General features: G+C 54.4%; 15 protein-coding genes. 10 read left to right on the top strand and 5 right to left on the bottom strand.

Features of this window, described 5'->3' with window-relative positions; all coding sequences use genetic code 11:
- Positions 1 to 8: 8 nt before the first annotated feature.
- Positions 9 to 761, bottom strand: coding sequence for an RNA methyltransferase (locus RHJ31_RS07830; protein WP_302676204.1), 753 nt, complete (start codon positions 759 to 761; stop codon positions 9 to 11).
- A gap of 410 nt (positions 762 to 1,171) precedes the next feature.
- Between RHJ31_RS07830 and RHJ31_RS07825 the strand changes: the two genes are divergently transcribed.
- On the top strand, positions 1,172 to 1,351 hold the full coding sequence (locus RHJ31_RS07825; RefSeq protein WP_302676203.1) for a hypothetical protein: 180 nt from the start codon (positions 1,172 to 1,174) through the stop codon (positions 1,349 to 1,351).
- A 1-nt stretch (position 1,352) separates the two neighbouring features.
- On the opposite strand, the gene RHJ31_RS07820 is transcribed toward RHJ31_RS07825, so the two are convergent.
- Together RHJ31_RS07820 and proB are read right to left on the bottom strand one after the other, a co-directional pair.
- Positions 1,353 to 2,360 (bottom strand): GntR family transcriptional regulator, encoded by a 1,008-nt coding sequence (locus RHJ31_RS07820; protein ID WP_302676202.1) that lies wholly within the window; start codon positions 2,358 to 2,360, stop codon positions 1,353 to 1,355.
- Positions 2,361 to 2,526: 166 nt separating this feature from the next.
- Positions 2,527 to 3,636, bottom strand: a complete 1,110-nt coding sequence (proB, locus tag RHJ31_RS07815) for a glutamate 5-kinase (RefSeq protein WP_302676201.1) — start codon at positions 3,634 to 3,636, stop codon at positions 2,527 to 2,529.
- Between the two features lie 74 nt (positions 3,637 to 3,710).
- Here proB and RHJ31_RS07810 point away from each other — a divergent pair, with 74 nt between their 5' ends.
- From RHJ31_RS07810 to RHJ31_RS07795, 4 genes are all read left to right on the top strand, one after another.
- Positions 3,711 to 4,514, top strand: a complete 804-nt coding sequence (locus RHJ31_RS07810; protein WP_206199722.1) for an inositol monophosphatase family protein — start codon at positions 3,711 to 3,713, stop codon at positions 4,512 to 4,514.
- 34 nt (positions 4,515 to 4,548) lie between these two features.
- Entirely contained in the window at positions 4,549 to 4,998 is a 450-nt protein-coding gene (locus RHJ31_RS07805) for a DUF29 domain-containing protein (RefSeq protein WP_302676200.1), read from the top strand.
- Between the two features lie 16 nt (positions 4,999 to 5,014).
- Positions 5,015 to 5,449: a DUF29 domain-containing protein gene (locus RHJ31_RS07800; protein ID WP_302676199.1), complete on the top strand. Its 435-nt coding sequence runs from the start codon at positions 5,015 to 5,017 to the stop codon at positions 5,447 to 5,449.
- A gap of 62 nt (positions 5,450 to 5,511) precedes the next feature.
- Positions 5,512 to 5,697, top strand: coding sequence for a hypothetical protein (locus tag RHJ31_RS07795; RefSeq protein WP_302676198.1), 186 nt, complete (start codon positions 5,512 to 5,514; stop codon positions 5,695 to 5,697).
- Here RHJ31_RS07795 and RHJ31_RS07790 read toward each other — a convergent pair.
- A complete protein-coding gene (locus RHJ31_RS07790; protein WP_302676197.1) occupies positions 5,694 to 6,278 on the bottom strand; it encodes an L-threonylcarbamoyladenylate synthase in 585 nt (194 codons plus the stop codon). The two genes, RHJ31_RS07795 and RHJ31_RS07790, sit on opposite strands and share 4 nt — an antisense overlap.
- Positions 6,279 to 6,287: 9 nt before the next feature.
- Complete coding sequence (gene ggt, locus RHJ31_RS07785) at positions 6,288 to 8,015, bottom strand: gamma-glutamyltransferase (RefSeq protein WP_302676196.1); 1,728 nt, start codon at positions 8,013 to 8,015, stop codon at positions 6,288 to 6,290.
- Between the two features lie 99 nt (positions 8,016 to 8,114).
- Between ggt and RHJ31_RS07780 the strand changes: the two genes are divergently transcribed.
- The 5 genes from RHJ31_RS07780 (at position 8,115) to RHJ31_RS07760 (ending at position 14,989) form a co-directional block, all read left to right on the top strand.
- The gene (locus RHJ31_RS07780; protein ID WP_302676195.1) at positions 8,115 to 9,944 is read left to right on the top strand and encodes an NAD(P)H-quinone oxidoreductase subunit F; all 1,830 of its coding nucleotides are present in this window, start codon (positions 8,115 to 8,117) and stop codon (positions 9,942 to 9,944) included.
- A complete protein-coding gene (locus RHJ31_RS07775) occupies positions 9,929 to 11,425 on the top strand; it encodes an NADH-quinone oxidoreductase subunit M (protein ID WP_225901535.1) in 1,497 nt (498 codons plus the stop codon). The genes RHJ31_RS07780 and RHJ31_RS07775 overlap by 16 nt, the downstream gene beginning before the upstream one ends.
- Entirely contained in the window at positions 11,422 to 12,567 is a 1,146-nt protein-coding gene (locus RHJ31_RS07770) for a CO2 hydration protein (RefSeq protein ID WP_302676194.1), read from the top strand. Before RHJ31_RS07775 ends, RHJ31_RS07770 begins: the two co-directional genes overlap by 4 nt.
- 66 nt (positions 12,568 to 12,633) lie before the next feature.
- Positions 12,634 to 13,911, top strand: coding sequence for a serine hydroxymethyltransferase (gene glyA, locus RHJ31_RS07765; protein WP_302676193.1), 1,278 nt, complete (start codon positions 12,634 to 12,636; stop codon positions 13,909 to 13,911).
- Positions 13,912 to 13,942: 31 nt separating this feature from the next.
- Positions 13,943 to 14,989, top strand: a complete 1,047-nt coding sequence (locus RHJ31_RS07760; protein WP_302676192.1) for a glycosyltransferase family 4 protein — start codon at positions 13,943 to 13,945, stop codon at positions 14,987 to 14,989.
- Positions 14,990 to 14,991: the final 2 nt, after the last annotated feature.

The raw sequence follows: 14,991 nt of genomic DNA, 5'->3' as shown, positions 1-14,991 counted from the left end.
CATGCCATTTACTGTAGAGGGAAGGTGTCCGAAGAAATCGTGGCTGCGTGCTGAATCGCCCACTCCACCTGACGAACCATGCCCCGCAACAGCGCCACTTCGGCATCCGTGGGGTAAGCACGCCCGAGGAGCGATCGCACCTTGGCCATACGACTAGCAGCAGTATGGGGATACAAAAAACCAATCTGGAGCAGCACCTGCTCTAAATGGTCATAAAACCCCTGCAACCGCTCAAAGGGGACGGCAGACCCTTGGGGAAAAGTTCCCGCACTGTCGCAGGCTGTCAACCACAACTCATAGCAGCATACGGCAACAGCTTGCGCCAGATTCAAAGATGGATAAGCATTGGCCGTAGGAATCTGCACCAAACCATGGGCACACTCCAATTCTGCATTCGTGAGTCCCCGATCCTCGCGACCAAAGACCAGTGCCGACTGCGGGACAGCCAACAGTTGCGGTGCCGCCTGACGCGGTGTCCACAGAGGTAACGCCAAATCCGCCACCTCTCGCCCCACGGTGGCAAAGACCCGCTGACAATCCGCCAGCGCCGTTGCGAGGGAGTCCGTCATTCTGGCTTGCTGGAGCACATCCTCTGCGTGAACCGCCCAGCGATGGGCTAGCTCTCCCTTGGGATCACAGCGGGGACTGACAATCCACAACTGCTGTAACCCCATATTTTTCATCACACGGGCAATGCTGCCGACATTGATCTCCCCTTGGGGTTCCACGAGCACAATGCGTACCGGAGGCAGGGTATCCACGCTTGCTGGCTGAGCCAAAATAAAAAAATAATTAACATTTTCTAGATGATTTTAGAAGACTTCTTTAATCTTTCTCAAGTCCTTACAAATTCAGGACTTTGCTGCATATTTCATAAAATTTAATAACTGTAACACGCTGAGTACGGTTCTTAGCGCAATCAGTAAAATTGGAAATAACTTTTTAGGTGTGACCCCTACTCGCAAACCGCGTTCCCTTGCTTAGGAAGTTCTCCAGAGATTTCCTAGGTACAGTCCTGTTCTAAAACATGGGGGACACAAAGGGGGCTTCTCTCCTATAGAGACTTTCACCGTTTTAACTGTGTTCCATCCCTGTGAAGAGGGCTGGGTTTTGGGCTGGCAGCAGGGGTCTTGACTTATGTGGTGTGGTTCTGTCAATGAGGAGTTAACTCATGTGGCGTTTTATGAGCTTGCATTGGCCAAAACTCAGTGCCGTCGGCATCCTGTACTGTAGTCTAGCCGCTGGCTTAGGTTATCTTACGAACCTACAACTGGATGCAATGCACAATCAAGCAAAAAATCAGGTAATCACCGTGCAATTGTCCCATAGCCTGAATGACCTCAATCCCTGAGTCAAGAGGCTTTAGCTTCGAGGGGGAGATCCTCCGTCAGACCAATTTCCCGTTTCAGCAGCTCAACCGACTGTGGATCAATGTAGCTTTCGCAGCAAATGAGACGGGGGATGCGAATCAACTCATGACGGGCCGCCGCAATGGCTGCCTTGACCCGTTCCCCACTGGCGCGATCGCTAATGATCGTGTGGGCACGGTGCACCAAGGCATTGAGCTTATAGTTATCGTTGGCTTGAGCCGTCACCAAGAGTAGCTCATCCCCGCGCAAACTGTGGATCATCACCTCTGCCACACCGAGGGTACCGGAACTCAGGCTGACCAACCCCAAGCAGGAGCCTTTTGGCAATTGTCGCACCACTTCCAGTTCCCGCTGGTAGTTGTAGATGTCGATGAAAAATACTCGCACGTCTTTATCGCGGGTAATCGCTTCCGTCATGCTGGCAAAATAGCGCACGGTAACGACAGTTGCAGAGGTATCGCCATCAAGGACGGTTTCTAAGTCTTCAAGAAAAATCAGCTCGACGGGAATTGGCAGCAGTTGTTGCAGTTCCTGAACAATCAGTTCGCCAGCCCCTTGATCGTGGCGGGGCACCGTCACCAAAACCCTCACTCCAGCTTTCTGGCGGGCATCAATCTCGGCAAGGAATAACTCGCGAATTTGACTCAGGGAATAGCCCATTTCGAGGAGGGTATCGACACTTTCTTGAACAATGCGGTGTACAGGCACAACAGCGGGTCGGCGTTGGCGAGGACGGGTTTCCTCTTGGCCGAGGGCACGCACATAGATGCCCGACCCCACTTGGGGCACGACTAAACCAGCAGCTTCAAGGCGTTCGTAAACTTTGCTGATCGTGTTGCGGTGCAATCCAGTTTGCATGGCGAGCTGCCGCGTACTGGGCAAGCGATACCCCGGCGGAAATTGCCGTGCAGCGATCGCAAAACTAATTTGGTTAAAGAGCTGAGTTGAAGCAGGAATTTCGCTATCTGGTTGGATGTGGAATTGAACCATACGTGTCCTTTCGCCCATCAGGTACTGTCCTAGAGGGATACGCCCTCCTTGGTGTGACTATGCCAGATGCAAAACCTACCCCCAATCGCTGCATAAACCGTCACAGTTAGTGAGTAATTTTACCGCACTTGCTACCGATCGTTCTTTTTGGGGCGATAAAGCACGGTTACAGGGTCACCACCAAGTTGTCGCGGTGGACAATCGTATCGGCAGCGGCATAGCCGAGGATCTTGGCTAGTTCGCTGGACTGTTGCCCCTGCACACGCCGGATTTCTTCACTGTTGTAGTTGACAAGGCCACGGGCAATTTCAGTGCCTGCGGGGTCACAGAGCTTCACGGCATCTTGGGCTTGAAACTCCCCTGCAACACGGGTGATGCCTGCTGCCAAAAGAGACTTGCCACCCACAGTAATGGCCTTAACGGCACCCTCATCGAGCCACAACTCGCCTTTGGGAATGAGGGCACGGGCAATCCAGCGTTTGCGGGCATTGATGGTTTTGGGACGGGGTTCAAAGTGGGTGCCCAAGGGTTCACCCGCAAGGATTTTCAGGAGGTTGGTGGGCGATCGCCCATCGGTAATGACAGTGCGTACGCCGGCTTCGGTGGCAATCTCGGCAGCCCGAATTTTGGTGGCCATGCCCCCGGTGCCCCAAGGGGAGCCAGCAGCACCAATTTGAATCGTTTGGGCTAACTCGGCTAAGGAGACCACCCGCTCAATGGGAACAGCTGTTTTATCAATGCGCGGGTCCGCTGAGTAGAGGCGATCGACATCCGTGAGCAAAAATAACCAATCCGCTTCCACAAGGCTCGCCACAAGGGCTGAGAGGGTATCATTGTCGCCAAACTTGAGTTCATCCACCGCCACCGTATCGTTTTCATTGACAATGGGGATGACGCCCAGTTCAAACAGCGCTTGGAACGTGTTGTAGATATTCAGGTAGCTCTGGCGATCGACAAAATTTTGCCGCGTCACGAGGATTTGGGCAATCGGCTGGCGCAGGACTGAAAAAAGATCATCGTACATGCGCATTAGGTGTCCCTGCCCCACTGCTGCCACTGCTTGTTTTTGGGCTAATTGTTGGGGACGCTCTGTTAAGCCCAAGCGCGCAGCGCCTACACCCACTGCTCCCGAAGAAACCAAAACCACGCGATCGCCCCGCCGTTGACAGTGACACAAGACCTCCACCAGTTGGGCAATGGTGGCCAAGGCTAGATTTCCTTCTTTACCCCCCGTTAAGCTCGATGTGCCAATTTTGACGACCAGTGTTTGTGCCATGGGGAGTCGGGACGGATATTGACCAGTGGGTATAGGATCAGACGTGCTCATTGTATCGCGGTGGGAGACAGCCAATGAACTCAGGGTTTTGGTCTGAGGTGCTGCAAACCTGTCAACAGATTCAACAGGTGGTTGCCCCCCGTTTGCTGGAGTGGGCAGGGCAATCCCCCAGCGATCGCAAAGCCGATGGCAGCCTTGTTACCCGTGCTGACCTTTGGGCCGATCAAAAAATCACCGCGATGCTGCAAGAGCGCTTTCCCCACCATGGCTGCCTGAGTGAAGAGGGCAACCATACCTACGGTGGTGAACAGTGGTGTTGGATCATTGATCCCATTGATGGCACGACTAACTATAGTCATGGTCTGCCCATTTGGTGTATTGCCCTCAGTCTGCTCTACCAAGGCACACCCGTATTTGGCTATGTGCACGTTCCCGGCTTGCAGCAGACGTTTTATGGCTTCTATCAAGCCCCTGACCATGCCAACGGTGCCTATTTGAATGAGAAACCCATTCGCGTCAAAGTCAGTGAGCCAACGTTGCAGACGTTTTTTAGTCTTTGTGCCCGCAGTACTGATGTGCTCAAGCGCTCCTTCCCCTGCAAAATTCGCATGTTGGGATCCGCCAGTTACAACTTGCTGACCGTTGCTGCGGGTTATACGCTTGGTGCTGTGGAGCGCACACCTCGCATTTGGGATGTTGCCCCCGCTTGGCCAATTGTCCATGCCGCTGGTGCCCACTGGCAATGGTTAGACCCGCCAGAACCGTGGCAGAGAATGTTTCCCATTCAGCCGGGGCAGGAAGCCGGGAGTCGTATCTTTCATACACTGGTGAGTGCCAGTCCTAGCTTGGGGCAATTTTTTGCAGCGTACATTATCTAAAATGCAGCTTGAGGGGATCTGCTCATCAAAAATCATGCAAAGCAATCTTTATGAAAGCGACTTTTATGCTTGGACCCTAGAGCAGGCGAAGCTACTCAAGACAGGCGACTTTAGCCATCTTGATATTGCCCACCTAGTAGAGGAAATCGAAGCCTTGGCACGGCAGCAGCGGCAAGAACTAAAAAACCGCCTCGGTGTTTTGATTGGGCATTTGCTGAAGTGGGAGTACCAGCCAGAAAGACGCAGTAAAAGTTGGCGAGTCACGATTCAGATGCAACGACGCGAGATTAAGGATTTATTGGAGGAAAATCCTAGCCTTCAGTCTTATCTAACGAAGGCGATCGCCAAAGCCTATTTGGCAGGACTAGACTTAGTGTGCTTGGAAACGCCCCTAGACTATCCAGATTTACCCCCAACCTGTCCCTATACCCTAGAACAATTGCTCGACCCAGACTTCCCGCGAGATTTGTATCCCACGGAATAGTTCACCATCAAAGGCCATGACCTCTCCTCTGTATGACACGGACTTTTATGCTTGGACCCTAGAGCAGGCGAAGTTGCTCAAGGCAGGCGACTTTGGCCACCTTGATATTGCCCACCTAGTAGAGGAAATCGAAGCCTTGGGACGGCAGGAGCGTCGGGAGCTAGAAAATCGCCTCGGGATTCTCATTGGACATCTCCTGAAGTGGGACTATCAGCCGCAAAAACGCAGTAAAAGCTGGCGAGCAACCATTCGCGAACAACGGCGAGCTGTGGAGAAGCTGATCAGTCAAAACCCCAGCCTGCAACCCTACTTACCCCAGGCGATCGCTGAGGCCTATGAATCTGGCAAAGATTTAGTGGTGCGTGAAACCCCCTTGGATTACTCAGATCTCCCTGAAACCTGTCCCTACACCTTGGAGAAAGTCTTAGGTACCCAATTGCTTGGCCAATAGAGACAAACGTCAGCTTTACAAAGCATGAGGCTATACTGGCAGTGACGACGTGGAGTCGCAGTATGGATACAGCCCAAATTAAAGCTTTAGTGGAAAAAGCCCTAGAAGATAAAATTCTGACCCTGGAGGAACATGGCCAAATTATTGACGCAGTGCTTGCCGATGGCGAAATTTCCGAAGAAGAGGAAAAAATTTTACAGGAACTCCTCGAACGGGTCGCCTCTGGGGAAATTGATTCCCAGTATTAGGGTGTTTTCATCTGCACTCGCCCTTGGCGCAGGACGTGCCATTCCCCCGATTGCCATTGCACGACGGTTGAAGGTTCTGGGGGAGTAGGGGGTAACTGCCACGGATGGAGCGTCAGCACTTGGGGAAACTCACGGGCGATCGCCCCCCATTCAATGAGTGGCGGCTGACCTGAACGGTTAATACTGGTGGTGGCCAATGGTCCTGTTTGCTCGAGGAGGGCTTGGGCAGGCGGCCAATCGGGAACCCGCAAGCCAATTGTGCCTGTACCTAGGGGGTTCAAACCTGCAGGAAGTTCAGCAGCGGGCAACACCAAGGTCACGGCTCCCGGCCAATAACGCGCCGCCATGGCAGACCACTGCTCCCATTCAGCAGCACTACCGCGCACAAAGGGCCAGAGTTGCTCAGGATGGGCGCCCATGAGGATCAAGGGTTTAGCCGGTTGGCGCTCCTTGGCAGCATAGATCAATTCCCCGCGATCGCACCGACTGGCCAAGGCGGGCACCGTATCGGTGGGAAAACTAATCAACCAATTGCCCGCTCGCACTGCGGCGACTAAGGCGGCCATACTCACCTGTGCCATATTTCTCCTCTACCAACCCATGGCAGCACCTTCCCCCCGCGGATCGGCTGCCCCTTCCAATTGTCCCTGATCCAAAACGCGAATTAAGCTGGCATTTCCCCAAGGGCGGCTTTGTTCTACCCGATAGCCCCACTGTTGCCACGCTTGAATCCAAGAACTTGGAATCGTTGGCTCGACAAAGAGGGTATCCGGTGCCCACTGCTGATGAATGCGGGGACGGGCAACGGCGGTGGCGGCATCCTGCCCTAAATCAACGACGTTCAGAAACAGTTGCAGCACGGTGGTAATAATGCGACTGCCGCCGGGGGAGCCTAAAACCATATTGGGGCGATTATCCTTGAGGACAATTGTTGGACTCATGCTCGAAAGGGGACGCTTGGCGGGTTCGATGCCATTGGCAAGGGGGGCGTTTTCTGATTGAATACCAACCACACCAAAGAGGTTGGGTTGATTGGGGGCAATGGCAAAATCATCCATTTCATTGTTGAGGAGAATCCCCGTTTGCGGCACCACCACACCCGCCCCAAAGGGACCATTGATCGTAAAGGTTAGGCTAACGGCATTTCTTTGGGCATCGACAACATTCAGGTGACTGGTGTTGTCTGACTCTGCAAGTTGAATTGGGGTTGCGGCACTCACAGCACGTTGGGGACGGGCACGACGGGGAAGAATTTCAGTGACCCGCTGTTGGGCATAGCGAGGATGGGTGAGGGCCGTGACCGGCACCGGCACAAAGTCACTATCCCCGAGGTAACGGGCGCGATCGGCGTAGGCAATTTGCATGATGCTGGCTAGGTAGTGACCGCGATCGCTGGGGGTAGAAGCAGGGGGCAACAGTTGCCAGAGGTTGAGCATTTGCACAAGGGCCACACCACCAGCAGAGGGGGGTGGCATCGAACAGACCTGAAACGCACGATAGGTGCCACAAATTGGCTCTCGCCAAACGGGGGTATAGGTTCGTAAATCCTCTAGGGTGATCTTGCCCCCTTGCTGCGCCATAAACTCGGCAATCGCTCTGGCAATCCAACCCTCATAAAAGCTGCGGGGATCACGGGCGATCGCCCCCAAGGTTTTTGCTAGCTCCGGCTGTTGAATCACCGTGCCCAAGGGGGGGACTTGGCCATCCCTGAGGAAAATGCGCGCGGCGGTAGCATCGTGCTGCAGAACGGCTTGGCGCATCGTTGCCCACTGCTGATAACGTGGGGTAACCGCAAACCCCTGTTGGGCAGCCTGAATGGCGGGTGCCACCACCTGCGACCAAGGCAGTTGACCATAGTGCTGGTGCAAAGCGGCTAAGCCAGCAACGGTGCCGGGGGTGCCTGCGGCCAAGACCCCATCCAAACTGGCGCGGGGAATCACCTCTCCCTTCGCGTTGAGATACATCGTTGGTGTCGCTTGCAGGGGGGCACGCTCCCGAAAATCAAGGGCACGCAGGGTTTGAGATTGGGCGTGATACACAAGGACAAAGCCACCGCCACCAATCCCAGCGGCATAGGGTTCAACGACGGCGATCATGAATGCGGTTGCCACGGCTGCATCCACGGCATTGCCCCCTGCCTTGAGGATATCTCTTCCTACGTTTGCTGCTGCGAGTTGAGCTGCTGTCACCATTCCCCGCTGGCTAATCGTTTGAGCTGGGGCGGGTGGGGCGGCAAAAAATGTTACCGCTAGGACAATAGCGAGGAAGGGCGATCGCCCCCATTGCTCAACCTTCCCTAGAGTGAATCCTTGCCCCATGATTGATTTGGCTCAAAACTGCTGCGGAACCCCAGCCTGTAAAATACACGAAGAGAGCAGTATTGCAAACGTCCTCAACCGCCAAGGTTCATTTTTGCCATGCCAAATTCACTGTTAGAAACCAGTTGGTGGGTACCCTGTTATGGCTTAGTGGGTGCAGCCCTGACGTTGCCTTGGGCCACCGGTGTTGTGCGGCGCACCGGGCCTCGACCCGCAGCCTATTTCAATCTGCTGATGACGATTGTTGCTTTTGTGCATGGCTTTTTCCTATTGCAACAAACTCGCAGTGGCGCCACCGCAACGATTGTTTGGCATTGGCTACAGGCACCGGGACTCGATCTCTCGTTTTCATTGCTCATCAACAGTGTCACCACGGGGGCTATGGAGTTGGTGACGGGTCTGAGCATCTTGGCGCAGATTTTTGCCCTTGGTTATCTCGAAAAGGACTGGGGTATGGCTCGCTTCTTTGCCTTAATGGGCTTTTTTGAGGCGGCCCTCAGTGGCATTGCGATCAGTAACTCGTTGCTCCTCAGCTATGGCCTGTTGGAGATGCTGACCCTCTCGACCTATTTGCTGATTGGCTTCTGGTATGCTCAGCCCCTTGTGGTCAAAGCAGCACGGGATGCCTTTCTCACCAAACGGGTGGGGGATATCTTACTCCTCATGGGGGTAGTCGCTGTCGGCAGCCTTGCGGGGAGTTATGATTTTCCCGATCTCTACCAATGGGCAGAAGACGCCAATTTACCAGACGGTTGGGGCTTTTTACTGGGCTTAGCCTTGATTGCAGGACCGACTGGGAAATGTGCCCAAGTACCTTTGCACCTCTGGCTCGATGAAGCGATGGAAGGGCCCAACCCCGCTTCGATTATGCGCAACTCAGTGGTGGTGGCGGCGGGTGCCTATATTCTCATTAAGCTACAGCCGATTCTGGTGGCCTGCCCGGGGGCAAACATTGCGCTGATCCTGATTGGGGCGGTGACTGCCATCAGTGAATCCCTTGTTTCCATTGCCCAGATTGACATTAAACGGGCACTGTCCCACTCGACGAGCGCCTATCTGGGGTTGGTGTTTATTGGCGTCGGCACCAACTGGACAGATTTTGCCCTGTTTGTCTTGCTCACCCACGCGATCGCCAAGGCACTGCTGTTTATGAGTATTGGCAGTGTGATTATGACCACTAACTGTCAGGATTTGACGGAATTGGGGGGCTTAGGCGGACGGATGCCAGCCACAAGTTCAGCCTTTGTGATTGGTGGTCTATCCCTGATTGGCTGTCTACCCTTGGGTGCCTTTTGGTCGTTTTATCGCGGCATTGACTATTACTGGCAAACCCAGCTTGGCTTGGTGGGGCTGATTTTGCTGGTTAATACCCTAACGGCTGTCAACCTCACCCGTGTCTTTCGCTTGGTCTTCTTGGGGTCTGCCCAACCTAAAACCCGCCGCGCCCCCGAAGTCCCTTGGCCGCTGGCAGTGCCAATGGTCACCCTGAGTATTTTGAACTTGCTGGTGCCCTTCATTTTGCAGCGAGTGCAGTTGTTACCGACAACGATTGATTGGTGGATTGTGGTTCTGCTTGTGGTGTCGGGATTCACTGGAATTCTCCTTGGGGGCTTTGTCACCCTCAAACGCCAGTGGACACGTCCGATCAAGGTGCCCTTGCGCTTTGTGCAGGATCTGTTAGCCTACGATCTTTACATTGAGGAACTCTATCGCTATACCGTGGTCTGGGCAGTGCGATCGCTCTCGCAGTTGAGCGCTTGGGTGGATCGCCACGTTGTGGATCGGATTGTGAATACAACAGGTGTGGCTTCCCTTGTGGGGGGTGAATTGCTGAAGTACAGTGCCAGCGGTCAATCCCAAGCCTACCTACTGCTGGTGTTCATTGGTGTGGCGATTCTTGGGGGGGCGATCGCATGGCTACTACTGTAATGCCGCTGTTAAGTTTCCTTCTCTGGGTGCCCTTACTCGGTGCCCTTGCCCTCAGCCTGTTACCCGCTGAAAGTCTGGGGCGCACCTACCGCAGTTTAGCCGCTGTCGTGATGGCGATCGCCCTTGTCGTCAGTCTCGCGATCGCCCGTCTATTTGACCCCGCCAATGCAGCACCGCAATTAACCGAGGTGATTCCTTGGTTGGAGCCACTGGGCTTGAGCTATCGCCTGAGCGTGGATGGCCTGTCGCTGCCGCTATTGGTCTTAAATAACTTCCTGACGCTGATTGCCCTCTTGGCCACTTCTGTCAATCTGCCCCGTCCGCGGTTGTATTACCCGCTGGTACTGCTGTTGAATGCGGGTGTCAGTGGCGCTTTTTTGGCCGATAATTTGCTGCTCTTTTTCCTCTTCTATGAATTGGAGTTGATTCCCCTCTACCTTCTGATTGCGATTTGGGGTGGGGCACGGCGCAGTTATGCCGCCACCAAGTTTTTAATTTACACAGCCATTTCTGGGGTGCTGCTCTTGGCTGGCTTTCTGGGACTGGTGTGGTTAGCCCATGCCCCCTCCTTTGACTTTGACCCCCAGTTATCCACCCTCTTACCCCTGAGTTCACAGCTGGTTCTGTTGGGGCTGATTTTGGTGGGCTTTGGCATCAAGATTCCCCTCGTGCCCTTCCATACGTGGCTACCTGATGCCCACGTTGAAGCCTCCACGCCGATTTCTGTGCTGCTGGCGGGGGTACTCCTGAAATTGGGTACCTATGGGCTAGTGCGCTTTGGCGTGCAGTTATTTCCGCAGGCATGGCAAGTTTTGGCGCCGGGGTTGGCCACTTGGGCGGTAGTCAGTGTCCTCTACGGTTCCCTAATGGCGATCGCCCAAACGGATATGAAAAAAATGGTGGCCTACAGTTCCATTGGGCACATGGGGTTTGTTCTCTTGGCCACTGCCACTGCCACTCCCTTGAGTATTTTGGCGGCTATTGCCCAAATGATGAGCCACGGGTTAATTTCCGCCCTCCTCTTTTTACTGGTGGGGGTTGTCTATGAAAAAACCGGCAGCCGCAACATTGAGGTACTGCGGGGATTGCTGAACCCTGAGCGGGGGTTGCCCCTGATTGGTAGCCTGATGATTGTCGGTGTCATGGCCAGTGGCGGTATCCCCGGCATGGTGGGCTTTGTGGCGGAGTTCCTGATCTTCCGCAGTAGTTTCCTCACCTTCCCAGTGCAAACACTCCTGTGTATGGTGGGGACGGGCTTAACAGCAGTGTATTTTCTCTTGCTGGTGAACCGCGTCTTTTTTGGTCGTTTGCCCAATGAATTGACGGATTTGCCGCCCGTGGCGTGGGGCGATCGCCTGCCGAGCCTCCTATTAGCCACGCTAATCTTGATCTTAGGGATTATTCCCAACTGGCTGATCCATTGGAGTGAAACCACCGTTAGCCTTCTCACCACTGCTGTTGCTACGCTGCCCGTACCATGACCCTGATTACTGCTGCTCCAACCTCCCTGCATCAAGAACTGCGTACCGCCATCCTAGAGCGGTTGCTGAATGGTCAAGCCCTGTTACCGGATACGCCAACCCATGTGATGGAAGTGGTGGGCATCCTCAAAAGCTATGGGGTGGTGCTCAAGGCCTACGCGGAAAATCTCTGCGACATTAGTGAGCGGCAGTTTCTGGTGCTCTTTCCCTTTTTCAAATACTTCAACGGTGAGATTACCATTCCCAAGCTGCTGCGCCACTGGTGGCACGACCGCATTAACTACGAATACGCCGAATACTGTATGCGTGCCATGATGTGGCATGGGGGCGGCGGTCTTGATGCCTTCCTTGATTCGGCAGAATTTCGGCAATTGGCGGCCAAGGCGATCGCCGCTAAACTGCGGGGCAATCCCCTGATGCAATTCGTGAACCAGCTTTTTCCAGAGTTTTTGCTGGAAACGGTGCGGATGCTCTGCTACTACAGTGGCTTGGGGCAGTTTTGGACGGTGATGTATCCCATCTTTCTCACCTTGAGCGATCGCTACGATGCGGGTGAGATTCGCAGCATTCCCGATGTCGTAGATCATATTCGCGCGGGACTGATTGCGGCTGCCGATCGCCCCATTACCTACAGCGTTACCATTCACGGCCAAACTTACGATATTCTGCCGGCTAGCGCTGGTCTTACCTTTTTAGCCGACACCGCCATTCCCTATGTCGAAGCGGTGTTCCTGCGGGGTACCCCCTTCTTTGGCCTCATTTCCTTCAATGCCCAAGCGCAACAAATTTCCCGCGATCAAAGCGAGTTTGGTTATGGTGCCCTGTTTGCGGATCCCATTCCCACGGGTGCGGCTGGTATTCCTCCCACACTGCTCATGCAGGATATGCGCCACTATCTCCCTCCCTATCTTTTAGAGTTCTATCGTCGCCAAGGCCGAGGGGAAGACGATCTGCGCGTGAAAATTTGCCAAACCTTCCAAAAATCAATGTTTTGCGTCACCACAGCGGCAATCACTGCCCTTGCCCCCTATCCTTGGACGACCACTGACCCCCAAGAGCAAGCCGCCAATCGGGCATTCTACGAAACGTGGCTGGATCGCCTGGAAACCTCCCGCCTCTGGAACGTGCAACTGAGCAACTAACCAAGGCTCAGGCAGCGATCCGCGATAAGATAGTAAGGCAGTTCATCTCCCTCCATTGACAATAAAATGACCCATATTGATTGGCTTGCGCAAACGGATCCCTTGGTCGCTGAAATGGTACAGCGGGAAGTCCAGCGGCAGCAGCAACACCTTGAACTGATTGCCAGCGAAAACTTTACTTCTCCTGCGGTGATGGCCGCTCAAGGCACAGTTCTCACCAACAAATATGCCGAGGGATTGCCCGGTAAACGCTACTACGGTGGCTGCGAATTTGTGGATGAAGTAGAGCAACTGGCCATCGATCGCGCCAAGGAACTCTTTGCCGCCGCCCACGCCAATGTGCAACCCCACTCCGGTGCCCAAGCCAATTTTGCCGTCTTTTTGGCACTGCTCAATCCCGGCGACACGATTATGGGGATGGATTTGTCCCACGGTGGCCATCTCACCCACGGTTCCCCCGTCAACGTTTCTGGTAAATGGTTTAACGTCGTTCACTACGGTGTCCATCCTGAAACAGAACGCCTCGATATGGATCAGGTGCGGGATTTGGCGCGGCAGCACCGTCCTAAGCTGATCATCTGCGGCTATTCCGCCTATCCGCGCGTCATTCCCTTTGCCGAGTTTCGTCAAATTGCCGATGAAGTGGGGGCCTACCTCATGGCCGATATTGCCCACATTGCCGGTTTGGTTGCCACAGGTCACCATCCCAATCCTGTGCCCCTTTGCGATGTGGTCACCACCACCACCCATAAAACCCTGCGCGGCCCTCGCGGCGGCCTGATTCTTACCCGTGATGAAGAGTTGGGCAAAAAGTTCGATAAAGCCGTCTTTCCCGGTACCCAAGGGGGGCCGTTGGAGCACGTTATTGCCGCTAAGGCGGTGGCCTTTGGTGAAGCCCTTAAGCCCGAGTTTAAAGCCTATTCTGGCCAAGTGATCCGCAATGCCCAAGCCCTCGCTGCAGGGCTGCAAGCGCGACAACTGCGCCTTGTCTCTGGGGGCACCGATAACCACTTGATGCTGATTGACCTGCGATCGGTAAATCTAACGGGCAAAGAGGCCGATCGCCTGATGGGGGAAATCAATATCACCACCAATAAAAATACGATTCCCTTTGACCCTGCCTCTCCCTTTGTCACCAGTGGTCTGCGGTTAGGAACCCCAGCGTTGACAACCCGTGGCTTCACTGAGGCTGAGTTTACGGAAATCGCCGAAATTATTAGCGATCGCCTGCATGCCCCCGAGGATGAGGTGATTAAAAACCGCTGCCGCGAGCGGGTGGCTGCCCTCTGTACTCAATTTCCCCTCTATCCCCACTTGCAATTGCCGCAACCAGTGCTAGCCTGAGAGGGAATCCTGCTGCCAATGCCCTGAACAGATGCTGTACCACCTGATTGCCTTCCTTGCTGCCATTGCCGTTGTTCTGTTGGTCACCCCCATTGTCAATGACTTTGGCCAGAAGGCAGGGTTTGTCGATCGCCCCAATGCCCGTAAGATTCACACTCGTCCCATGGTGCGTTTAGGGGGGGTATCGATCTTTTTAGGCAATCTGGTGGCGCTGCTGATTGTTTGGAATGCGGGAGGATTTGGCGTCCTACCTCAGCCAGCAGAATATGAGATTTGGGGGGTCACCCTTGGCGGGGTGGCCTTTTTCCTGATTGGCCTAGCGGATGATCTGCTGACTTTACCAGCGCTTCTACGCCTTGTCTTGCAATTTCTGGTGGCGGGCATTGTCTGGGCCGTGGGTGTCAAAATTCGCATTATCACGGTGCCCTTTGTCGGCATTGTTGACTTGGGGTGGTTGAGCTTACCCCTGACGACAGTGTGGCTGGTCGGCATTGCCAATGCCATTAACTTCATTGATGGTGTGGATGGCCTAGCAGCCGGGGTGTCGGGTATTGCTGCCTCAGCGATGCTGTTTGTCTGTATGCTGATGGGGGAGCCGGAGGCAGGACTATTGGCAGCTGCCTTGGCAGGAGGTGCCTTGGGGTTTCTACGCTATAACTTCAATCCGGCACAAATTTTCATGGGCGATGGCGGCGCCTACTTCATGGGTTTTACCCTTGCCGGCCTAGGGGTCATTGGCCTTGTGAAAGCCTACACAGCGGTGGCAATTTTGCTGCCCCTATTGATTCTGGCTGTGCCTATTGTGGACACCTCAACCGTTGTTTTTAACCGCCTCCTGAAAGGGCAGTCTCCCTTTGCCCCCGATAAGGGACATCTACACCATCGCCTTCTCAACGCCGGTCTTTCCCAGCGGATGACGGTGCTGTTTATCTATTGCCTAACGCTATGGGTGGGGAGTCTGGCCTTGGCCTTGGCCGGTTTGCCGGGGGGATGGGGCTATGCCGTGGCCGCCTCCCTTTTGATGGGCTTTGCCGCTTGGTATGTATGGGAACGGGTGCGCAACAACGAAGATGACTGAAA

It is taken from the genome of Thermosynechococcus sp. JY1331, from assembly GCF_031583475.1.
Taxonomy (GTDB): Bacteria; Cyanobacteriota; Cyanobacteriia; order Thermosynechococcales; family Thermosynechococcaceae; genus Thermosynechococcus.
This window is presented reverse-complemented; position numbering and strand designations above follow the sequence as displayed.

Bases quoted from the DNA above. Each gene is read 5' to 3' on its own strand.
- RHJ31_RS07825 (WP_302676203.1), top strand. From the start codon at position 1,172: ATGTGGCGTTTTATGAGCTTGCATTGGCCAAAACTCAGTGCCGTCGGC.
- RHJ31_RS07820 (WP_302676202.1), bottom strand. From the start codon at position 2,360: ATGGTTCAATTCCACATCCAACCAGATAGCGAAATTCCTGCTTCAACT.
- proB (WP_302676201.1), bottom strand. From the start codon at position 3,636: ATGGCACAAACACTGGTCGTCAAAATTGGCACATCGAGCTTAACGGGG.
- RHJ31_RS07810 (WP_206199722.1), top strand. From the start codon at position 3,711: ATGAACTCAGGGTTTTGGTCTGAGGTGCTGCAAACCTGTCAACAGATT.
- RHJ31_RS07805 (WP_302676200.1), top strand. From the start codon at position 4,549: ATGCAAAGCAATCTTTATGAAAGCGACTTTTATGCTTGGACCCTAGAG.
- RHJ31_RS07800 (WP_302676199.1), top strand. From the start codon at position 5,015: ATGACCTCTCCTCTGTATGACACGGACTTTTATGCTTGGACCCTAGAG.
- RHJ31_RS07795 (WP_302676198.1), top strand. From the start codon at position 5,512: ATGGATACAGCCCAAATTAAAGCTTTAGTGGAAAAAGCCCTAGAAGAT.
- RHJ31_RS07790 (WP_302676197.1), bottom strand. From the start codon at position 6,278: ATGGCACAGGTGAGTATGGCCGCCTTAGTCGCCGCAGTGCGAGCGGGC.
- ggt (WP_302676196.1), bottom strand. From the start codon at position 8,015: ATGGGGCAAGGATTCACTCTAGGGAAGGTTGAGCAATGGGGGCGATCG.
- RHJ31_RS07780 (WP_302676195.1), top strand. From the start codon at position 8,115: ATGCCAAATTCACTGTTAGAAACCAGTTGGTGGGTACCCTGTTATGGC.
- RHJ31_RS07775 (WP_225901535.1), top strand. From the start codon at position 9,929: ATGGCTACTACTGTAATGCCGCTGTTAAGTTTCCTTCTCTGGGTGCCC.
- RHJ31_RS07770 (WP_302676194.1), top strand. From the start codon at position 11,422: ATGACCCTGATTACTGCTGCTCCAACCTCCCTGCATCAAGAACTGCGT.
- glyA (WP_302676193.1), top strand. From the start codon at position 12,634: ATGACCCATATTGATTGGCTTGCGCAAACGGATCCCTTGGTCGCTGAA.
- RHJ31_RS07760 (WP_302676192.1), top strand. From the start codon at position 13,943: ATGCTGTACCACCTGATTGCCTTCCTTGCTGCCATTGCCGTTGTTCTG.